The following is a 21,119-nucleotide window of genomic DNA, read 5'->3' as shown; positions in this document are numbered from 1 at the left end:
TCGCTGTCAGTGCAGCTCTTCTATGTTGGGGGCGTCCGGCGTGCTCTCCTGTCCCAGCGCCACGGCGCGGGTCAGACGGGTTGAACCGATGGAAGCCAACCGCCAGCCGGAGATATTCTTGCGCTCGGGCAGCGGATCGATGTTCTTTTCGACCCCTCCAATCATCACTCTGGTGATGTTGTCGGGATTGCCAAGCAGCGACAGATCCTCTTCGACCTTGCCGGTGACACAGATGATATCGGCCTTGTAGCCCGGCGCAATGACGCCAATCTCGCCTTCCATCCGCATTCCGATAGCGCCGTTCATCGTGCCGCATTTGATGGCTTCCAACGGCGTCAGGCCAAAGTATTTCACAAAGACTTCCATCTCGCGGTAGTGCCAGTCACCATAGGGCACCAGCGAAAAGCCTGCTTCGGAGCCGCACATCAGCGGCACGCCTTCCTTATGGGCCTTGGTCATCGTGTCGATGGAATCGGTAATTTCGCTTTCGAATATTTTCATCAACTCTGACGAGGTTCCGATCTTGTGCCCGTAGTCCACCATATTGGCCTGGAACGTCAGTGCGGGCGTAATCGGGATCTTGCGGTCGATGATTTCTTGCAAGGCTGCATCGTCAATCGCGGTGGCATGAAAGATCAAATCGAACCCTGCAACTGCGGCGCGTCTAGTCGCCTCTGCCCCGCGACAATGACCCATGACAGGGGTACGCAGCTCATGCGCGGTGTCGCAGATCAGCTTGAGCTCATCCAGCGTCCAGACGCAAAGCTCACCCAGATGGGCCTGCCGTGGAACGATTCCGGTGACATGCACCTTTATCCAATCCGCACCATATTTGATCTGGCGGCGCACCTCGCGCACGATCTCATCGCGGGAATTGACCGGCAAGTAGTAGCCCGTGACCCCTTCGTCTTTGATCAACCGGCCCGCTGTTCCGCCGACACCGGTGATCAATGCATATGACCCGCAGGACATGCGCGGACCTTCGACGATATTGGCGTCAATCGCATCACGCAGATCGATCATGTTCTCATGCACCGAATCGGGATCCAAAACGCTCGTCACACCCGCCCGCAGAAGTTTGCGACCATTATAGGAAGCCACCAGCGCCGAGAGAGCGTTGCGCCGTTGGTGAAAGATTTCCGCGTTGGACCCGGCATCGTCAAAGGAAAGATGGCAATGGGTATCGACAAGACCGGGCATGACCGTTTGTCCAGTTGCATCAATCTCTCGAATACCCGGCATCTGTTCGGCCTTTGCGTCGGCTTCGGCTCCCACCGCGGTGATAACGCCCTCTTCGATCAATACACTCGCGTCAATTGCTTTTGCACCGGTTCCGTCGATGACGCGGCCGTTCTTGATGATTTGCGTGTTCATGTCATTCAATCCTATTGCGAGATTCGAAGAAGGCGGCGGGCGTTGTTGGCAAACTTCTCGGGCGGGCGATGGTTCGCCAGATCCTCCGGCGCGTCCCACCCGGAGAAATTCGTCCCGAAGACCAGCCGTTCATCGCCAATCAGGTTTTTCAGCATCACAAGGCTGTCTGCATTGTTCAGGTGGTCATCAAACCACAGCCGTGACAGGCGTTCTTCAAACGCTCCGTCAGCCCGCAGGTGCTCCGGTGACCAGGGGCGCTTGCGCGCCGCCAACGCCATGCGCCCGGCAAGATAACCCGTCGCACCACCGCCATGGCTGATGCAGATATCGAGGTCCGGATGGCGCTCAAGGACACCGCCGTAGATCAGGCGCGCCACTGCGAGAACTTCTTGCGCGGCAAAGCCCAGTACCACATCCAGATCATAGTCTTTCAGGTTCGGATCACCTGCAGGCCCTTCAATCCCGGCTGGCGATGGGTGAAGAAACAGGGGGACATTCAACCGGACGCAGGCCTCATAAAACGGGTCCATCGCCGGATGGTCCAACGCGTGGGGCATGTCGGTGCCGATGCAACTGCCCAGCATCCCCATCACGGTGACTGCGCGGGTGAGTTCGTCAATTGCATCGGGGACCGATTGCATCGGAAGCGCCGCAAGGCCGGCCAGATTTCCTGGATAGCGCGACAGCAGTCCTGCCAGCGCGTCATTATGGGTCTGGCAGAATTGAACCGCCATATCTGTCGGTGCAAAGTGCAGAAAAGTCAAAGGGTTCGGCGACAAAAGCTGTGCATCGATCCCGGCCTCCGCCATGCGCGCCAGACGCAGATCGGTATCCATAAACGCGCTGCCCTTGTAACGCACGCCGTCGAGGCGGTAATCACCCACACGAAACCACGGGCTGTCTCCGTCTTGGTCACCCATCTCGGGGCCAAGGGAACCGGCTTTGCCAAATGACTCTTCGAGGATGATATGAGCGTGAACATCGATCACATTGGCAGTCTGAAAAGTCTTGGACATTGCGCACCGTTGGGTTATAATGGATCGAATGCAATATTATCGATATCGATGTTATTGTCAATCGACTAGGAACTTTCTGTGCAAGTCCCTGCGCTCATGGCTCTTGCCACCCTTAAAAAGAAGAGACCGATCAACGTGTCACGCACCCCACAAGACCCACCAACAAAATTCGAGCGTCGCCCGTTGGACCAACGCATTTCCTTCTTGGCCCACCGGATCAACGCCCGCCTGAATCACCTGTGCAATCCCCTGATATCGCCGCATAAACTTGATCTGTTCAGCTCACGCATTATCGTGGCCATCGCTGAGAAGGGTCCGATGAAGATCGGGGAGCTGGTCGAATTTATCGCATTGCCGCAATCTACGATTTCGCACCAGATCAAACGTCTGGAACGCGACAATCACGTGCGGCGCACCCGCTCCGAAACCGACAACCGGACGGTGGTCATCACACTCACGCCGCTTGGGGAGGAAGTTGCGGAGAAATGCAATCAACTGAGCGATATGATTCTCGAGAATATCTCTGGCGCCCTAAGCCAGGAAGAAATCGACGTACTGACCAACCTGATGACACGGGTCTATGAAGCCCTGCCCAGAGACATCCCGCCCAAACCATGACGGCGACGAATGCTGCTGCGATCGTCCGGTCATTTTGTGCTGCGTGGGAGCGCCTGGACCCTGAGGTGCTGGCACCGTTTCTGCACGACGACATCCTTTATCACAACATGCCACTGACCCCTTTGAATGGTAAGGGGCCAGTGATGGATTACCTGCGCAAGGCGGGGCCCTTCGAACACTGCCAGTGGGAAATCGTGAACCTCGCAGTTCAGGGCAATACCGTGTTGACCGAACGTGTGGATAGGTTTGTTAAACACGGCAAGCCAATCGCGCTGGAGGTGATGGGCATCTTCGAAATTGAGCGAGGGTTGATCCGAGTCTGGCGGGACTATTTTGATCTCGCTGGGTATCGTCGCCAGCTGGACGCGTTATAAATACTTGTTTTATTTACCTTATCCGATTTCATAAAAAATATTGTTGTAAATTATATTGCTTTCGATACAAATTGTGGCCACTCAGAATGAAGGACCGCAATCGTGTCAAAGCTGCATATCGTCGCCGATACCAACCAGATTTCCAGCGGGTTGCGGCATCCCGACCTCAAGCAAGCGCTCTATGATGAAGGCGCTATTATCATGGGCGACACCCTGCTTACCCTGCATGGCGAAGCCCACCGCAAACGCCGGATCATGGAATTCCGCGTGTTCCGCAAAGACTATTTTCATTGGTACGAACAAACCGTTTTTCCAAAGACCCTGCGCCAGTCCATGACTGGCGATATCGAACGGGGTCGTGCCGAGCTTATCGATCTGGGTTACCGCGTGACAATGAATCTGACCGCAGACTTTGCCGGGGTAGACCGGCAGGAACAGACGCCAGAAGAAACCGCTGAGTTGTTGCGCCTGGTCGAGGCCTTCTCCCATGCCGCGACCCTGATCCACTCCACCCGTCCCAAGGCGGAAGTGCTCGAAGAGGTGCGCGAAGCGATTGATATCTTCCGCCCCCGGTTCCTCGACCCTTCCGTGGCACGTCGCCGCGACTTGCTGGCCAAGGTTGCCAATGGCGAGATGCACGAAGATGACCTGCCACGGGATGTTCTGACCGTGATCTTGCAACGTGGCGACCCTGAGGAATTTACCCCCGATATGCTGCTGCGGGAGGTGGCGTTCTACCTTCAGGCGGGAGCGCATTCGACAGCCAATTCGACCATCCACGGCTTTCACGAGATCTACTCCTGGGCTGAAGAAGACCCGTCCCGCTGGAAGAAACTGCAGGACGATCCGGTCTTTTTCCAACGCTGCGTTCACGAAAGCCTGCGCCTGCATCCGGCCAGTCCCGTAGCCTGGCGCAGCGCGACATGCCCGATGCATCTGGAAGGTGCTGGTGATGTGGCGGAAGGTGAGATGATCGAATTCCGCCTGGCCGAATCCAATCGCGATCCCGAAATTTACGGCGCAGATGCCGACAGCTTTAACCCCTACCGCAAGATCAAGACACCGCATCCGCCTTATGGCCATACCTTTGGCACCGGGGTTCACACCTGTCTGGGGCGCGATCTGGACGGCGGGATCCTGCCACGCGGCGAGGTCGATCCGGCGACACATCAATATGGCACCATCACGCTGTTCCTGCGCGATCTGTTTGCCCGTGGTGCACGCATCGATCCTGATGATCCGCCGCGCCCCGCCGTAGATACCGCCCGGCCCAATTGGGGCTATTACCCTGTTATATTTGACAAAAAGCGAGTTTGGTCATGAAAACCGCAATCGTAACCGGTGGCAGTGGCGGTCTGGGCCGTGCCTGCGCCAAGGCCTTGATTGAAGACGGCTTTCGGGTTGGGCTGTTTGATATGGACACGGGCAGTCTCAACGAGGCCGCCGCCGAAACAGGCGCCGAGGCCTTTGTCGTTGATGTGACTGATGAACCGGCCGTTCTGGCCGCGATGGAGCAATTCGGCGCGGTGCCGGATCTGGTGGTGAACAATGCCGGGATCGGCCGTTTTGCCCCCCTGCTGGATATGCCTATTGAGACCTTCCGCCTACAACTGGACGTGAACCTTGTCGGCGCATTTATCGTGGCACGGGCCGCCGCGCGGGGCATGGTCGAACGCAGATCCGGCGTGATCCTGAACGTGACCTCGATCAATGCAATCACCACCGGCCCTGGTTCGGGCAGCTACCCTGCCTCCAAGGCCGGGCTGGCCAAGTTGACCGAGATGATGGCGCTGGAATGGTCGGCACTGGGTCTGCGTGTGAACGCCATCGCGCCAGGGTTCATTGATGCCGGCCTGTCGACGCCGTTCTTTGCCGATCCGGCAGTGCGCAGCCTGCGCGAACAAGCGGTGCCGTCCAAAAGGCTCGGTCTGTCCGAAGACATCGCCAACACGGTGTGTTTTCTGGCCAGCGATAAGGCCAGCTATATCAACGGGCACCAACTTGTTGTCGATGGCGGCGTATCCGTCAGCCTGCTGACCCAATTGCCGCGCGAAGCCAAATCATGATCCGAAACCTTCTGATATCGGGCGGTCCCTACCACCCTTTCAATGAGACCTCGGCGAGCATCGCGGCGCATCTGAATGATCTTGGAATCGTTTCGCAGCTTTGCGGCGTGGCCGAAGGATTTGACCGCCTTACGCAGGAAGATTTTGACCTCGTGACAATCAACGCGCTTGGTTTCTCTATGACACAGGCCGACAAATACGGCCCCCTGCGCGACCGTTTTGCCCATGTTTGTTCAGAGCAAGACAAGACGGCCTTGCAATCCCACGTGGCGCGAAACGGCGGCCTATTAGGGCTGCACACGGCTGCTGTTTGTTTCGACACATGGGCGGAGTGGGGAGATCTTCTGGGGATTTCCTGGGTCTGGGGGCAATCTCACCACCCGCAACCGGGATACTTCGATGTGATCGATGAGACAGGCCGTTTCCAAATCTGGGACGAGCTTTACAGTGATATGCAGGTCGCGCCAGATGCAACTGTACTGGCGACAGCGCAGGATCCGGAAGGCGGCAAGGCACAACCCGTGATGACCGCCAAAGACCGCTGTATCTATCTCGCGCTGGGGCATGATCTGACGGCCACTGAAAATCCCGGCTATGTTCGCCTGTTGAAAGAGGCCGCGGCGCGGGCGCTCGGAAACAAAGGATAAATCATGCAGGATATAAACGGATATTCTCTTTTGGTGACGGGCGGCGGCTCTGGCATCGGTGCCGAGGTTGCACGTTATTTCGCCGCGCGTGGTGCGCGGGTGACAATCACCGGGCGGCGGGCTGAAAAGATTGAGGCCGTTTCACAGGACATCGGGCCAAATTGCATCGGGATTGCGGGTGACGTTACCAACGCAGACGACCGCGCCCGCATGATCGAAGTCGCCGTTGCCCATGGCGGCGGGTTGCAAGGCCTGTTCAACAATGCGGGAAACATGCTGCGCGGTTCAATCTGCGATCTTGATGCCGATGACATTCTGAACGTGCTCAATACCAATGTGGTGGCGGGCATGGCATTGACCGGGCTGGCCGTCCCACATCTGGAACAATCGGGGGGTGCGGTGCTGTTCGTCGGATCCGTCCATACACGCCGCGCTTTTCCCGGCGCATCGCCCTATGCGGCATCCAAAGGCGCGGTCGAAGTTCTGAGCCAAGTCCTTGCTGCAGAATTGGGCCCGAAACGCATTCGTGTGAACTGCGTTCTGCCCGGCGCCGTGCCGACCGAGATCAATGTTCGGGCCGGGCTGGCCGCGGACGAAGCCGAAAACCAAAAGCGGCTGCAATCCATGGCTGAAGATCACCCGCTGGGCCGTATCGGCACAGCAACCGAAATTGCCGAAGCCGCCGATTACCTTCTGCGTTCGGAATGGACAACGGGAACGTCCATCGTCGTCGATGGCGGTCTTGCCCTTGGTGTCAGCTACAAATGAGCATGTCATGATCATCGAACAACGGACCTATGGCTACCACCCTGGCACCTTGCCGAAATTCTTTGCTCTTTATGAGCAATCCGGCGCTCGCGCACTTCAACAGCGCGTTCTGGGGAACCTGATCGGCTATTTCACCTCGGAACTGGGGCCGCTGAATCAAACCGTTCACTTGTGGGGCTACACGTCGCTGGATGATCGGGGGGCCAGACGCGCCGAACTGATGTCACACCAACTGTGGCGGGACTTTCTTGGTCAGATCACGCCGATGATCCAACATCAGGAGTCCAAGATCCTGCTGCCAACCGACTTTTCGCCCATCCGCACCATCGCGACCAACACATCCGGATCGGAAAATTAAATCGATCACAATTAAATTGTTTTAGATAAAATTGTATGCAATATAATGATGCTCGAACATGAATCAGTACCACAAGGCAGGGAGCGCCGCGTGACAGATCAAACCACCCTCACTACCCAGGCAGGCCGCGGTGCCAAGGAGACACTCTGATGTTGGCGCAGCAGCTGTTGAACGGGCTGGTCGTCAGCGGGGTCTATGCGCTTTTTGCGTTAGGGTTCACGCTGGTTTTTGGCATTCAGCGCATTCTGAACCTCGCCCATGGCGCGATCTTCATGACGGGCGCAATGGTCGCCTACTACGTTGTGGCCGCTGGTGGCCCGCTGTGGCTGGCAATGATCCTGGCCATTCTCGCGTCGGGTTTGCTATCTGTCCTGGTCGAATTCGTTTGCTTCCGGCGTTTGCGCAAGACGGGCGACGAAGAATTCGGAGGCATCATTTCCTCAATCGGGGCCGGGCTGGTGATCAGCACCATTGCGCAACAGGTCTCCAACACACAGGTTTTACGTTTTCCGTTCGAAACCTTCCCCGTGATTATTTTCAAATTCTGGGGGCTGCGGGTCTCTGCGTTGCAACTGTTCATGCTGCTGGGCGCTCTCGTGCTGGTTATCGTGTTGGCCTATTTTGTCTACCGCACCTCCTTTGGACGGCGGGTGCGCGCTGTCACCGACAATGAACGCGCAGCACTGCTGATGGGGATCAACCCCAACATGATTTTCATGCAGACCTATTTCCTCGCGGGTGCTCTGGCCGGGGCGGCCGGTGTACTGGTTGGCCTCGCCTTTAACTCGATCAACTTCGTGATGGGCGAGCCATACCTCATGTTTGGCTTTGCCATCATTATTCTGGGCGGTCTGGGGTCGATCCCCGGTGCGCTCTTGGCATCCATCATCTTTGGCATGGTTCAGACACTCACCATTGCGTACCTGCCATCGGGACTCACCGATACAATCATCTTCGCAGCGCTTTTCCTGATCTTGTTGGTGCGGCCACATGGGCTGATGGGCAAGGAAGACGCTGGCAATCTGAGGCAACGCCGATGAATGGGTTCGTCGCGGGCTATCTGCCCCTTTTCGATTTATATCTGCTGCATCTGGGCATGGCCTTTAGCCAATACATCGTCCTGCGCGCCGGGGTCTTCTCGCTGGCTTCTGCAGCCTTTGCCGGGATCGGAGCCTATACCGCAGGCATCCTTGCGGTGAGCGCGGGTCTCCATCCGGTGTTGGGGTTGGGCGCTGGATTGCTGGCGGGGATGCTCGCCGGGCTTGTCCTGTCGATCCCGTTGGCACGGCTGCGCGGTGTCTACCAGGCGATTGCCACTGTGGCCTTTATCCAGATCGTCCTGTCACTGAACATCTACTCCGACTCCCTGACCGGCGGCGCCATGGGTCTGAACGGCATTCCCAAAACCGTCGGCACCGGTACCTTGCTCCTTGCCGCATTGGGGACAATCTATCTGATCTGGTCCCTCGAACGTGGCCGGGTGGGACGGGCCTTTAGCGCCATCCGCCAGGATGAGGCCGTGGCCGCATCCCTTGGCGTATCCATCACATGGTATCAGGCATTGGCCTTTGCGCTGTCCGGGGCACTTGCAGGCCTGTTTGGCGGGTTGGAAGCCTATCATTCCTACGCGCTTGACCCCAACCAGTTCGGGTTCCACCTGCTGATCACGCTTTTGAGCTATGTCATCCTCGGCGGACGCAATTCTGTCTGGGGGCCGATCATCGGCACTGCGATCCTGATCCTGTTGCCCGAAATCGCCCGGCCACTGGCAGAAAACCGCATGATCATGCACGGAATTATCCTGATCGTCGTCATCAACTACCTGCCCAAGGGCATTGTGGACACATGGATCGACTGGATCAAAGCCCGCAGGCTCGGCACCGCAGGGTCCGGACAAGACAAAGGGGGGGCAGCCTCATGAGAACGCTCAAGCTATCCAACCTGTCCAAACGCTTCGGCGGGGTCGTCGCCTCGGAGGATGTCAATATCGAGGTGCCTGCCGGGCAGATCACCGGATTGATTGGCCCCAATGGCGCGGGCAAGACAACAATCGTCAATATGATCACGGGCATGCTGCCTGTCAGTGGCGGAACCATCCATGTGGGCGATACGGACATCACCCATGCACCGGCCCATGAGATTTGCCGGGCCGGGCTGGCGCGCACGTTCCAGAATATCCGCCTTCTGGGCGAGGCCAGCGTTTTGGACAACGTGATGATCGGCTTTCACCGGCATGAAACCGCCTCAACCTTCGCGGCGCTGCTCGGACTGCCAGCCTCGGCAAAGGAAACAGCGGCCCTGCGCGAAAAGGCGGCGGGCCTCCTGACTGAATTCGGGTTGGACGATCTGGCCGACTTTCCCGTGTCAGGCCTGTCCTACGGCCACCAACGCAAGGTCGAGATGGCCCGCGCAATCGCTTCGGATCCTGAATTCATCCTGCTGGATGAGCCAATCGCGGGCATGAACGATGTTGAAAGTGATGCGCTGGCCGAGATTTTCACAGGCTTTGCTGAACAAGGGAAGGGCGCGTTGTTGATTGAACATAACGTCAGGTTTGTCAGTCGGCTTTGCCACAAGGTTTATGTTCTGGATGGCGGACGCCTGATTGCCGAAGGCAAACCCGCAGACGTGTTGAAAGATCCAGCTGTGATCTCGGCCTATCTTGGAGGCGCCCATGCTGAAGATTGAAGATCTGCGGGTCAATTACAGCGGTATTCAAGCCCTTCGCGGGGTGTCTCTTGAAGTGGGTGCAGGTGAAACTGTGGCGCTGATCGGGGCCAATGGCGCGGGAAAATCTAGTCTGCTGAACGCGCTGTCAGGGCTTGTCGCAATCGATACCGGCAAGATCAGCCTTGCCGGGCAGGATCTGACAGGAGCCGCCCCCTGGAAGGTAACCGGCGCAGGTATGTTGCAGGTGCCCGAAGGACGGCAGGTCTTTCCGGAAATGACGGTGCAGGAGAACCTTCTGGTCGGGCAAAACGCACTTGCGGGCCGCTCGCCGGACTTTGGCCAGGAACAGGTTTTCGACCTCTTCCCCATCTTGAAGGAACGCCAGAACCAGCATGCAGGATCGCTTTCAGGCGGACAGCAACAGATGCTGGTCATCGGCCGCGCCTTGATGGGCGGGCCCAAAGTGCTGCTTCTGGATGAACCCAGCTTGGGTCTCGCCCCTGTCATTATCGCCCAGGTCTTTGACGCCCTTGCCGCGCTCAAACAGCAAGGGCTCACCATCCTTTTGGTCGAACAAAACGCCCATCTCGCGCTGGCCAGCTCGGACAGGGCCTATGTGCTGGATCAAGGCAATATCGTCAGATCCGGAAACAGCGCCGATCTGGCAAAAGATCCGGAAGTCGCTGCACTTTATCTTGGGCAATGACCCGAAAACAAAAACACAACAGGGAGAAGACAATGAAATACATCAGCAAAATGACCGCGGTCAGCGCAATTGCGCTTGCTTCGGCAGCGTCAGCGGACGACGTGAAGGTCGGGGTGGTTGTATCCGAAACCGCCACCTATGCCTTTGTCGGCGTGCCACTGGTCAACGGAATGAAACTTGCCGCTGAGCAAATCAATGCCGGTGAAGGTTGGGGCGGGCACAACGTCGAGATTCTTTATGAAGACAACCGTTCGGACAAACAGGAAGCGATTTCCCTGATCACCCGGATGGCCGAAGCAGAAAACGCCGACATCGTGATCGGCCCCATCGCAACATCCGAAGCCATGGCCACAGGCCCGGTCGCAAACGATCTGAAGATCCCGATGTTTACAACCGCGACATCTCCTGCGGTGCTGGAAATCGGGCCATATATCTTCAAATCCACAGAAACGGCTGATGCCTATATGGCTCCGGTCGCCGAACATGTGGCGAGCCTGAAACCCAATGGCTGCTTCCTTGTCTCCATCCGGGACAACGAGGGCTACATCCGCCAGCGCAACGTGTTCCGCGACATCATGGAAGCCAACGGGATCGAAATCCTTGCGGACCAAAGCATTCTGGCCGCCGACACGGATTTCACTGCTCTGTCGACCAAGATCGTATCTGCAGAACCCGATTGCCTTTTCGTGACAACGCCGCCCGAACAGGCCGCAAACATCATTATTCAAGCGCGCCAAGCCGGCCTTGATCCGGATACCATTCTGGCCGGGGATTCCGGTGCCGGGTCGAAAAAGTTGATCGATGCAGGTGGATCGGCAGTTGACGGGATGTTGTTCCCGGCCAGCTTTGTATCCACCGGATCGGACAGCGCCGCCGCCTTTGCAACGGAATACGAGGCGGCCTATGGCACAGCGCCAGATCTGTGGGCGGCAACCGGCTATACGATGATGCAAACGGTCGCGAACGCCATCCGCAATGCCGGAGATGACGTCAACCGCGAGACCCTGCGCGACGCGATGGCCGCCACCAAGGATCTGCCGGTCGTGATGGGTCAAGGCAAACTCAGCTTTGACGAAAACCGCGTCCCGTCCATGGGTGGGATCGTTATGCAGTTGAAAGACGGGGAATGGGTCAAACCATAATCTGTCAAACACAATGGGGCGCATTGCCGGCATGGCCATGCGCCCTTTTTCAATAGGACTATACCGTCATGGATCTGGGTATTTCAGGTAAAACAGCGATCGTGTGTGGATCAAGCCAGGGGCTTGGTCATGCTTGTGCGCTTGCCCTGGCCGAAGCCGGAGTGAACGTGGTCATCAACGGCCGCGACGCGGCCAAGCTGGATGCCGCCGCCGCCGCAATCGAGGCCCATGCCGAGGGCCGTGTGACGCCTGTCGCGGCCGATATCTGCACCGATGAGGGCCAGGCGGCCCTGCTGAAGGCGTGCCCGGCCCCCGATATTCTGATCAACAACAATGGTGGTCCGCCCTTCACCGCGTTGGCCGATCTTGACCGCGATGACATCCGCCGCGGTCTTGAAATGAACATGGTCACTCCGATCACACTGATCCAGAAAGTGATCGACGGCATGGTCGAGCGTGGATTTGGCCGCATCGTCAATATCACTTCGGTGACCGTAAAAATGCCGGTTGCGGGGCTGGACCTGTCCAGCGGCGCACGTGCCGGGTTGACGGGTTTCGTCGCAGGTGTCGCCCGTACCGTCGCTCATCGCAATGTCACGATCAACCAATTGCTGCCAGGGTATTTCGATACCGAACGCCTGCGCCAAGGTTTCGATGCCACTGCTGCAAAGTCGGGCACCACGCCTGAAAGCGCCGCGCAGCAATGGCAACAACAGGTGCCCGCCGCACGTTTCGGCAGGCCACGGGAGTTTGCGCAAACCTGCGCGTTCCTGTGTTCGGCTGACGCCGGGTACCTCACCGGTCAGAATATTCTGATCGACGGAGGCCTGCACCGCGCGGCCTTCTGATCCCGTCTTTTTCAATCTTTCCAATTTCCGAGGGCATAATGGTCAAGATCACCTATGTAGAATTTACCGGGCAGGAACACGTGGTCGACGTGCCCGTAGGCAACACCGTCATGGAAGGCGCACGCGACAATAACATTCCCGGCATTGAAGCTGACTGTGGCGGTGCCTGCGCCTGTTCCACATGTCACGTCTATGTCGATACACCCTGGATCGACAAGCTGCCCCCGCGTGACGAAATGGAAGACGACATGCTGGATTTTGCCTATGAACTGGACAGCGAGCGCTCTCGCCTGACGTGCCAGCTGAAAGTCAGCGATGCGTTGGAGGGATTGAAGGTGTTCATGCCGGAAAAGCAGGCCTGACCGTAGGGCGACAACACTCCCCAGCGCGGCTTAAATAGCGCTCAGTTGATTTTTCATATCGCGGCCACGCTCCCATTGATTGCAAAGCTGGTAGGGATGCTGGGTGCTGTCGCTCAAGGGCGCATGAGGGAACCTTTGGCAGATGTCTCACGCGCCCCATGGCCCTTGGCCTCGATGCTGCCTCCGGCATTCTGGGCGTGTGGTCGTTCAGACTGTTGCGCTATTCCTCGATGTATTTGACATCGCCCAGAGCGGCCTGGATTGTGGTTGCTCTGACACCAGACCTTGCCCTATGGCTCCTCTCAGAAGGATAAAGGAAACCAATGCCCAGCGACCAGTCAGACGGCACCAAAGGACAGATCCCAACCAATTTGCGTCTGTTATTGATTCTAGAGCAAATTGCAAAAGAAGGTGCGCCGGTTTCACCACGAGCATTAAGCGCCGCATTGGATCTGCCCAAGCCGACGATCCACCGGCTCTTGGCAACCGCCGAAGAAGAGGGTTTCCTGCAACGCGATCTTGATGGCCGGTCCTTTGGCCCTGGTGCGCGGCTCCGGGTCTTGTCTGCCAACACGCTGTCATCCCAACGGGTGCGCACCGAACGGTTGATCGTGCTCAAGAAGCTTGCAGAGGATGTCGGTGAAACCTGCAATCTGGCCGCGCCCGGACGTTACGGAATGGTCTATCTGGACCGGGTCGAAACCCACTGGCCCCTGCGCATCCAGCTGCCTGTTGGCACGCGGGTTCCGTTCCATTGCACGGCAAGCGGTAAGATGTACCTGTCGTCCATGCGGCAAGACAAACTGCGGCGGTTGCTGCAATCCATGCCGCTGGAACAAAAGACACCCAGTTCTATCGTCGATCCCGATCATCTGTTGGAGGATATCGCCAAGATCCGCGAGCGTGGATATTCCACCGACAATCAGGAATTTATGGAAGGCATGGCCGCCATTGCCGCCCCGATTTGTGACACACAGGGCCGGTTGCTGACGACATTGTCCATTCATGCCCCAATTCAACGCCACGATCTGGATGATTTGATCGGTTTCATCGAGATATTGCGCGCAGGCGCTCATCGCCTCGAAGAGCTTTTGACCTGATCCGATTGATCGGGTTTTGGCCCACAACCCAAACAAAATAAACCGTAAACCGCCAGTGCGGCCACCGCTGCATCTGATCTTCTTGCGCTCAAAGCGTTACCAATAAACTCCCCGTTCCGAAACTTCGTAACATTTTTCTTGTTTGGCTGAATCGGATCACCTAGGCTTACCCGTCAAAGGGAGTGATTCATGCAGGCATTTATCTGTGACGCGCAACGTACGCCTATCGGTCGGTTTGGCGGGGCTTTGGCTTCTGTCAGGGCGGATGATCTGGCGGCTGTACCGATCGCGGCATTGATGGCCCGCAATCCACAGGTGGATTGGGCCAAAATCGACGATGTAATTTACGGCTGTGCCAATCAGGCCGGCGAAGACAACCGGAATGTGGCGCGTATGGCATCCCTTCTGGCAGGTTTGCCCGTTGATGTGCCCGGCGCCACGATAAACCGGCTCTGCGCCTCTGGTATGGACGCTGTTGGCACCGCCGCCCGCGCCATCCGTGCAGGTGACATGGATCTGGCCATCGCCGGCGGCGTGGAAAGCATGACGCGGGCACCTTTTGTCATGCCCAAGGCCGAAACCGCTTTTTCCCGTGCAAATGCGGTCTATGACACCACCATCGGCTGGCGCTTCGTTAACCCGAAGATGAAAGCGCAGTTTGGCGTCGATTCCATGCCGCAAACCGCTGACAACGTTGCCCAAGACCATGACGTAAGCCGCGCCGATCAAGACGCCTTTGCCCAGCGCAGTCAGGAAAGATGGGCCGCAGCGGACGCCGCCGGTATCTTTACCGAAGAAATCACGCCAGTCACCATTCCGCAGCGCAAGGGCGATGACATTGTCGTGGACCGCGACGAACATCCGCGCCCCGGCACCACCGCCGAGAAGCTGGGCAAACTGCGTGGCATCAATGGGCCGGATCTTTCCGTGACCGCAGGCAATGCCTCCGGTGTGAATGACGGTGCGGCTGCGATGCTCATTGCCTCTGAACAAGCAGCCAAAGAACACAACCTAACACCGATCGCGCGTGTCGTTGCCATGTCTGCCGCCGGGGTAGAACCGCGCGTGATGGGCATCGGCCCAATCCCTGCCTGCCAAAAGGTGCTGGACCGCGCTGGGCTGACCATCGACCAGATGGACGTGATTGAATTGAACGAAGCATTCGCCAGTCAAGGCATTGCCACACTGCGGGCCTTGGGTGTGCCGGACGATGCGCCGCATGTGAATGCCAACGGCGGCGCCATCGCCATCGGCCATCCACTTGGCATGTCCGGCGCCCGTCTGGTGATGACCGCCGCACTGCAACTGAAACGAACCCAAGGCCGCTATGCGCTTTGCACCATGTGTGTGGGCGTGGGCCAGGGTGTTGCCCTTATTCTTGAGAGGACCTGAACGATGTATGCACAGATGATCAAGTCGACCGGCGAGGGGGTTAAATCCCTCGAAGACATGGACCCGGATGAGCGCGCCTTTCAGGAGCGGATCAATGCAGGTGGAAAGATTGAGCCAAAGGATTGGATGCCAGATGGCTATCGCAAGACCCTAATCCGCCAAATAGGCCAACATGCGCACTCCGAAATCGTTGGGCAACTGCCCGAAGGCAACTGGATCACCCGCGCACCGACATTGGAACGCAAGGCGATCCTGCTGGCCAAAGTGCAGGATGAAGCAGGGCATGGTCTCTACCTTTATTGTGCAGCTGAAACCCTCGGGGTCAGCCGCGATCAGCTGACCCGTGATCTGCTGTCCGGCAAGATGAAATATTCGTCGATCTTCAATTATCCGACCCTAACATGGGCTGATATGGGCGCAGTCGGTTGGCTCGTCGATGGTGCGGCGATCATGAATCAGGTGCCTCTACAACGGACATCTTATGGCCCCTACGCCCGCGCGATGGTCCGGATCTGCAAAGAGGAATCTTTCCACCAGCGTCAGGGCTACGACATAATGATGAAGATGGCCCAAGGCACCGAAGCACAGCGCAGAATGGCGCAGGATGCGCTCAACCGGTTCTGGTATCCATCGCTGATGATGTTCGGCCCCTCCGACGCTGAATCCGTGCATTCCGCGCAATCCATGGCCTGGAAAATTAAGGTGAATACCAACGATGAGCTGCGCCAGAAGTTTGTCGATCAGACTGTACCGCAGGCACACTACCTTGGCCTGACGGTTCCTGATGACGATCTGAAGTTCAACGAAGAGACCGGCCATTGGGACTTTAGCCAGCCGGACTGGAACGAATTCTTTGACGTGCTCAAGGGCAACGGCCCCTGCAATGTCGAACGTCTGGAAGCCCGCAACAAAGCCTGGGATGAAGGACGTTGGGTGCGCGAAGGCCTGTTGGCCCATGCCGCCAAGAAAAAAGCAACACATCTCGCAGCGGAGTAAGATCATGAGCAGCCCAGAAACCAGCCCCTACACAGGCACCGAAGCCGCAGATCATGGCCCTGCGCGTCACAACGAATGGCCCCTTTGGGAAATTTTCATTCGCGGGCAACACGGGTTAAGCCATCGTCACGTTGGCAGTCTGCACGCCCCGGACGCCGAGATGGCGATCAAGAACGCCCGCGATGTCTACACCCGCCGAAACGAAGGCGTCAGCATCTGGGCCGTCGAGGCGGACCATATCGCCGCATCCTCCCCCGAGGAAAAAGGATCGCTTTATGAGCCATCCAACGCAAAGGTCTATCGCCACCCGACATTTTTTGACATTCCAGAAGAAGTAGGTGCGATGTGACTGATCCATTGTTTGAATACCTCTGCCGGATGGGGGACAACACCCTCGTTCTCAGTCATCGCGTTTCTGAATGGTGCGGCGTTGCGCCGGTTCTAGAAGAGGACATCGCGCTGGCCAATACCGCCCTAGATCTGATTGGCCAAACCCAGCTCTGGCTTGGTCTCGCTGGCGAAGTGGAAGGCAAAGGCCGTGACGCCGATGCCTTGGCCTTCCGCCGTGACGTTTGGGATTTCCGCAATGTTCTGTTGGCAGAACAGCCAAACGGCGACTTTGGTCAAACCATGATGCGCCAATATCTGTTTGACGCCTGGCATCTGCTCCAGCTCAAGGCGTTGATGAGGTCCAGCAACGCGGAAATCGCAGCGATTGCAGAAAAGGCCGTGAAAGAGGTCACTTATCATGTTGAGCGGTCGGGTGACACGGTGATCGGCCTTGGTGACGGCACCGAGGAAAGTCATCAGCGTATGCAAAAGGCGCTTGACCGGTTGTGGCCCTATGTCGGCGAATTGTTCGCCTCTGATGCAGTGGATCAAGCCTTGTCTGAGAAAGGCATCGTCCCCGATCCAACCAGTCTTCGAGAAGGTTATGACACTGCGGTAAACGCCGTTCTGGCAGAGGCCACGCTGACCCGACCAGACAGTGACTTTGCCCATCAAGGGGGCAAGACCGGTGTGCGGCACACAGAACATCTGGGTCACATGCTGACCGAAATGCAGTGGCTGCAACGGGCCTATCCAGACGCGACATGGTAGAGGAAAAGCCAACATTAGAGACTGTTTGGAATTGGCTCTCTGCCGTTCCTGATCCGGAGATCCCCGTCATTTCCCTGACCGATCTGGGCATCATCCGTGATGTGCAGTGGCAAGGCGATACGCTTGAGGTAACGGTCACCCCGACCTATTCAGGCTGCCCCGCCACCAGCATTATCAATCTGGATATCGAAGCCGCGCTGCGGGACAAGGGGATCAAAAATTTGTCTCTAAAAAGGCAATTGTCGCCTGCATGGACAACCGATTGGCTGTCCGAAAGCGGCAAGGCAAAGTTGGAAGAATACGGCATTGCCCCGCCCCGACCCGCAGGTGGTCCACAACATTGCCCGCGCTGTAAATCCACCGAAGTCGAACGCATCAGCCAGTTTGGCTCAACCCCCTGCAAGGCACAGTGGCGCTGTCAAAGCTGCCTTGAGCCTTTCGATTATTTCAAATGCATATGAGGCCTAGCGTATCATGAGCCAGTTTCATCCTTTAACAGTGACTGATATCCACCATACGATCCGCGACGCGGTGGTTTTGACACTGGAGCCAGACAACCCCGATGCCTTTGATTTCACCCAAGGGCAGTACCTGACATTCAAGCAGGATTTCAACGGCACCGAGTTGCGTCGCAACTATTCCATCTGCGCGGGTCTGGACGATGGCAAGTTGCAGGTGGGAATCAAACGTGTGGACGGCGGTGCCTTCTCAACCTTTGCCAATACAGAACTCAAGGTCGGTGACCGCCTGCACGCCATGCCGCCGCAGGGCAAGTTTTTTACAGCAATAGAGCCTGATATTGGCAAGAACTACCTCGGTTTCGCAGGTGGATCCGGCATCACGCCGGTGCTGTCGATCCTCAAAACTGTTCTGATGCGAGAGCCCAAATCCACCTTCACGCTGGTCTATGCAAACCGTGCCGTAAACACGATCATGTTCCGCGAGGAGCTTGAGGATCTCAAGAACCACTTCATGGGCCGATTCAATGTGATCCACATGCTGGAATCCGGGCAGGATATCGACCTGTTCACCGGACGTGTAGATCAGGACAAATGCGCCCAGCTCTTCAAACATTGGATCGACGTCAAATCCGTTGATACAGCGTTCATCTGCGGCCCTGAGCCGATGATGCTGGCGATCTCGGATGCGCTGAAATCCCACGGATTAGAGCCTGATCAGATCAAATTCGAACTCTTCAGCGAAAGCCAGCAAGGGCAGCTTGCCAAAAAGGAAATGGCCAAGCGCAGCGAAGGTCAGGCCGGCACCGAAGTGACCTTTATCATGGAGGGTGCCCAGCGCAGCTTTACCATGCAAAAGGGCCAATCCGTGCTTGAGGCTGCGCTGGAGAACAACCTGGATGCACCTTTTGCCTGCAAGGCTGGCGTATGTTCCACCTGCATCTGCAAAGTGGTGGAGGGAGATGTTGAAATGCTCTCCAACCACGCGCTTGAGGATTACGAGGTGGAACGCGGCATGGCGCTGTCCTGTCAGTCCTATCCACTCACGGACAAACTCGTCATCGATTACGACACTCACTAAGGAACAAAACATGCGCAACGTCGAAAGCTTTGCCGCCGGTCAATGGGTCTCGCCCGGTGTCGGTGCACGAAAATATTGCATCCGCCATCACCGGCGATGTTATCGCGCAGGCGGGCAACGATGCCTTGGATGTGCAAGCGATGCTGGGCTATGCCCGCCACGTTGGCGGCCCTGCCCTGCGCAAAATGACGTTCCATGACCGCGCCCGCATGCTCAAAGCGGTTGCGCTCTATCTGCGAGAGCAACGTCAGACGCTTTATGATCTGAGCTATGACACCGGCGCGACGCTGAGCGATCACAAGATTGACGTGGACGGCGGCATCGGCACGATGATGGTGTTTGCCTCGAAGGGGCGGCGCGAAATGCCCGATGCGCATGTCTATCTGGACGGCCCACCCGAGCAGCTTGGCCGCGACGGGCAATTCTGGGGCCGCCATGTCTGTACCCCGCTGCAAGGCGTTGCTGTGCACATCAATGCGTTCAATTTCCGGTCTGGGGCATGTTGGAGAAACTTGCGCCAACGCTGCTGGCCGGTGTGCCCGCGATTGTGAAGCCGGCGACTGCGACATGTTACGTAACCGAGGCTTGCGTACGCATGATGCTGGCCTCCGGTCTGTTGCCAGAGGGCGCGCTGCAATTGGTCAGCGGCGGATTGGGCGATATGCTGGACATCTTGACTGTCAGGATGCCGTAGCTTTCACCGGATCGGCACAAACCGCGCTCAAGCTGCGCGGCAATCCTGTTCTGGTGGAAAACTCCGTTCGCTTTGCCTCTGAGCAGGACAGCCTTAATGCCTCCGTGCTAGGCCCCGACGCCGTTCCCGGCACGCCCGAGTTTGATCTTTTCGTCAAAGAAGTGCAGCGCGAAATGACCGCGAAGGCGGGGCAGAAATGTACCGCAATCCGGCGCATTATGGTGCCAGAGGCGCAGATTGACGCAGTGATCACGGCCCTGTCTGAGCGCCTTGCCAAAACCACCATCGGTGACCCACGGCTTGAGGCCACGCAGATGGGTGCCTTGGTGTCAGCGGGGCAGAAACGCGATGTGCTTGAGAAAGCCGCATTGATTGGCGCCGAGGCGGAGCGGGTTTTGGCGATCCTGACAACTTTGAAGTTGTGGGTGCCGACAAGGAAAAAGGTGCCTTTGTGCCGCCCATGTTGTTCCATTGCGCTGCGCCTGATGAGGCCGAGCGCGTGCATGACACCGAGGCCTTTGGTCCTGTTTCAACAATCATGCCGTACCGCGATCTAAACAACGCCATCGACCTTCTGAACAAGGGCAAAGGGTCGCTTGTGGCCTCTGTGATCACCAATGATGGCGAAGTGGCCCGCGAGATGGTTCTGGGCGCGGCGGCATTTCACGGGCGGCTTTATTTCAACAACCGCGCCTCCATGGCCGAGGCCACGGGCCACGGATCGCCATTGCCGCATATGGTGCACGGTGGACCGGGCCGTGCCGGCGGCGGCGAGGAACTGGGCGGCATTCGCGGCGTGATGCATTACATGCAACGCACCGCCGTACAGGGCAGTCCCGACATCCTGACCGCGATTGGCAAACAATGGGTGCCGGGCGCAACCGAGATCACCGACCGTGCACATCCGTTCACCCGAACATTCAACGATCTGGATCTGGGCGAGACTTTCCATTCTGGAAGTCGCGAAGTGACGTTGGAAGACATCGAAACCTTTGCCCATTTCACCGGCGATACCTTCTATGCCCATATGGACGATGCCGCCGCAAAGGCAAATCCGTTCTTCCCCGGTCGTGTTGCCCATGGCTATCTGCTGCTGAGTTTTGCTGCTGGCCTTTGTGCAGCCTGACCCCGGCCCGGTTCTGGCCAACACGGGTTTGGACAATCTGCGGTTCATGGCTCCGGTTGAAGCGGGGGACAGCATTAAGGTACGGTTGAGCGTAAAGCATAAGACCCCCCGCAATGAGGACTACGGCGAAGTGCGCTGGCATGTGACCCTGACCAACCAAAACGACGAGGCAGTGGCAGAATACGAGCTGTTGACCATGAATGCCTACTGATCCGTTTTCAA

23 protein-coding genes and 1 pseudogene are annotated in these 21,119 nt (G+C 57.5%); 22 read left to right on the top strand and 2 right to left on the bottom strand.

Annotated features, from left to right (window positions below; genetic code table 11):
* Positions 1 to 6: 6 nt before the first annotated feature.
* Together K3754_RS00980 and K3754_RS00975 are read right to left on the bottom strand one after the other, a co-directional pair.
* The gene (locus K3754_RS00980; RefSeq protein ID WP_259940067.1) at positions 7 to 1,374 is read right to left on the bottom strand and encodes an amidohydrolase family protein; all 1,368 of its coding nucleotides are present in this window, start codon (positions 1,372 to 1,374) and stop codon (positions 7 to 9) included.
* 11 nt (positions 1,375 to 1,385) lie between these two features.
* Positions 1,386 to 2,390, bottom strand: coding sequence for an amidohydrolase family protein (locus K3754_RS00975; protein WP_259940064.1), 1,005 nt, complete (start codon positions 2,388 to 2,390; stop codon positions 1,386 to 1,388).
* 135 nt (positions 2,391 to 2,525) lie between these two features.
* Here K3754_RS00975 and K3754_RS00970 point away from each other — a divergent pair, with 135 nt between their 5' ends.
* The 22 genes and pseudogenes from K3754_RS00970 to paaZ all read left to right on the top strand — a co-directional run bounded on the left by K3754_RS00970 (position 2,526) and on the right by paaZ (position 21,108).
* Complete coding sequence (locus K3754_RS00970; RefSeq protein ID WP_259940061.1) at positions 2,526 to 3,008, top strand: MarR family winged helix-turn-helix transcriptional regulator; 483 nt, start codon at positions 2,526 to 2,528, stop codon at positions 3,006 to 3,008.
* Complete coding sequence (locus tag K3754_RS00965; RefSeq protein ID WP_259940056.1) at positions 3,005 to 3,382, top strand: limonene-1,2-epoxide hydrolase family protein; 378 nt, start codon at positions 3,005 to 3,007, stop codon at positions 3,380 to 3,382. The genes K3754_RS00970 and K3754_RS00965 overlap by 4 nt, the downstream gene beginning before the upstream one ends.
* Positions 3,383 to 3,484: 102 nt before the next feature.
* Positions 3,485 to 4,705, top strand: coding sequence for a cytochrome P450 (locus K3754_RS00960; protein WP_259940054.1), 1,221 nt, complete (start codon positions 3,485 to 3,487; stop codon positions 4,703 to 4,705).
* Positions 4,702 to 5,448, top strand: a complete 747-nt coding sequence (locus K3754_RS00955) for an SDR family NAD(P)-dependent oxidoreductase (RefSeq protein ID WP_259940051.1) — start codon at positions 4,702 to 4,704, stop codon at positions 5,446 to 5,448. The genes K3754_RS00960 and K3754_RS00955 overlap by 4 nt, the downstream gene beginning before the upstream one ends.
* Positions 5,445 to 6,095 (top strand): ThuA domain-containing protein, encoded by a 651-nt coding sequence (locus tag K3754_RS00950; RefSeq protein WP_203209453.1) that lies wholly within the window; start codon positions 5,445 to 5,447, stop codon positions 6,093 to 6,095. Before K3754_RS00955 ends, K3754_RS00950 begins: the two co-directional genes overlap by 4 nt.
* A gap of 3 nt (positions 6,096 to 6,098) precedes the next feature.
* Positions 6,099 to 6,863 (top strand): SDR family NAD(P)-dependent oxidoreductase, encoded by a 765-nt coding sequence (locus tag K3754_RS00945; RefSeq protein WP_259940048.1) that lies wholly within the window; start codon positions 6,099 to 6,101, stop codon positions 6,861 to 6,863.
* A 7-nt stretch (positions 6,864 to 6,870) separates the two neighbouring features.
* Entirely contained in the window at positions 6,871 to 7,221 is a 351-nt protein-coding gene (locus K3754_RS00940; RefSeq protein ID WP_259940046.1) for an NIPSNAP family protein, read from the top strand.
* 149 nt (positions 7,222 to 7,370) lie between these two features.
* Entirely contained in the window at positions 7,371 to 8,261 is an 891-nt protein-coding gene (locus K3754_RS00935; protein WP_203209456.1) for a branched-chain amino acid ABC transporter permease, read from the top strand.
* Complete coding sequence (locus tag K3754_RS00930; protein ID WP_203209457.1) at positions 8,258 to 9,142, top strand: branched-chain amino acid ABC transporter permease; 885 nt, start codon at positions 8,258 to 8,260, stop codon at positions 9,140 to 9,142. The genes K3754_RS00935 and K3754_RS00930 overlap by 4 nt, the downstream gene beginning before the upstream one ends.
* A complete protein-coding gene (locus tag K3754_RS00925; protein WP_259940042.1) occupies positions 9,139 to 9,909 on the top strand; it encodes an ABC transporter ATP-binding protein in 771 nt (256 codons plus the stop codon). The genes K3754_RS00930 and K3754_RS00925 overlap by 4 nt, the downstream gene beginning before the upstream one ends.
* Positions 9,896 to 10,597: an ABC transporter ATP-binding protein gene (locus K3754_RS00920; RefSeq protein WP_259940040.1), complete on the top strand. Its 702-nt coding sequence runs from the start codon at positions 9,896 to 9,898 to the stop codon at positions 10,595 to 10,597. Before K3754_RS00925 ends, K3754_RS00920 begins: the two co-directional genes overlap by 14 nt.
* Before the next feature lie 32 nt (positions 10,598 to 10,629).
* Positions 10,630 to 11,739, top strand: coding sequence for an ABC transporter substrate-binding protein (locus K3754_RS00915; protein ID WP_203209460.1), 1,110 nt, complete (start codon positions 10,630 to 10,632; stop codon positions 11,737 to 11,739).
* A gap of 68 nt (positions 11,740 to 11,807) precedes the next feature.
* Positions 11,808 to 12,587, top strand: a complete 780-nt coding sequence (locus K3754_RS00910) for an SDR family oxidoreductase (protein ID WP_259940038.1) — start codon at positions 11,808 to 11,810, stop codon at positions 12,585 to 12,587.
* A 38-nt stretch (positions 12,588 to 12,625) separates the two neighbouring features.
* Entirely contained in the window at positions 12,626 to 12,949 is a 324-nt protein-coding gene (locus tag K3754_RS00905; protein ID WP_259940035.1) for a 2Fe-2S iron-sulfur cluster-binding protein, read from the top strand.
* A 323-nt stretch (positions 12,950 to 13,272) separates the two neighbouring features.
* Positions 13,273 to 14,049, top strand: a complete 777-nt coding sequence (locus K3754_RS00900; protein ID WP_259940032.1) for an IclR family transcriptional regulator — start codon at positions 13,273 to 13,275, stop codon at positions 14,047 to 14,049.
* Positions 14,050 to 14,238: 189 nt separating this feature from the next.
* Positions 14,239 to 15,441 (top strand): 3-oxoadipyl-CoA thiolase, encoded by a 1,203-nt coding sequence (pcaF, locus tag K3754_RS00895; protein ID WP_259940028.1) that lies wholly within the window; start codon positions 14,239 to 14,241, stop codon positions 15,439 to 15,441.
* Positions 15,442 to 15,444: 3 nt separating this feature from the next.
* Complete coding sequence (gene paaA, locus K3754_RS00890; protein WP_259940026.1) at positions 15,445 to 16,437, top strand: 1,2-phenylacetyl-CoA epoxidase subunit PaaA; 993 nt, start codon at positions 15,445 to 15,447, stop codon at positions 16,435 to 16,437.
* 4 nt (positions 16,438 to 16,441) lie between these two features.
* Positions 16,442 to 16,786: a 1,2-phenylacetyl-CoA epoxidase subunit PaaB gene (paaB, locus tag K3754_RS00885; RefSeq protein ID WP_259940024.1), complete on the top strand. Its 345-nt coding sequence runs from the start codon at positions 16,442 to 16,444 to the stop codon at positions 16,784 to 16,786.
* A gap of 29 nt (positions 16,787 to 16,815) precedes the next feature.
* Positions 16,816 to 17,538 (top strand): 1,2-phenylacetyl-CoA epoxidase subunit PaaC, encoded by a 723-nt coding sequence (gene paaC, locus K3754_RS00880; protein ID WP_259943423.1) that lies wholly within the window; start codon positions 16,816 to 16,818, stop codon positions 17,536 to 17,538.
* A complete protein-coding gene (gene paaD / locus K3754_RS00875) occupies positions 17,532 to 17,999 on the top strand; it encodes a 1,2-phenylacetyl-CoA epoxidase subunit PaaD (RefSeq protein ID WP_259940022.1) in 468 nt (155 codons plus the stop codon). Before paaC ends, paaD begins: the two co-directional genes overlap by 7 nt.
* 13 nt (positions 18,000 to 18,012) lie before the next feature.
* On the top strand, positions 18,013 to 19,077 hold the full coding sequence (locus K3754_RS00870; RefSeq protein ID WP_259940020.1) for a ferredoxin--NADP reductase: 1,065 nt from the start codon (positions 18,013 to 18,015) through the stop codon (positions 19,075 to 19,077).
* Positions 19,078 to 19,087: 10 nt separating this feature from the next.
* Positions 19,088 to 21,108: pseudogene (gene paaZ / locus K3754_RS00865) on the top strand (phenylacetic acid degradation bifunctional protein PaaZ).
* The last annotated feature ends 11 nt before the right edge of the window (positions 21,109 to 21,119 follow it).

It is taken from the genome of Sulfitobacter sp. M368 (assembly GCF_025141875.1).
Classification (GTDB): domain Bacteria; phylum Pseudomonadota; class Alphaproteobacteria; order Rhodobacterales; family Rhodobacteraceae; genus Sulfitobacter; species Sulfitobacter mediterraneus_A.
This window is presented reverse-complemented; position numbering and strand designations above follow the sequence as displayed.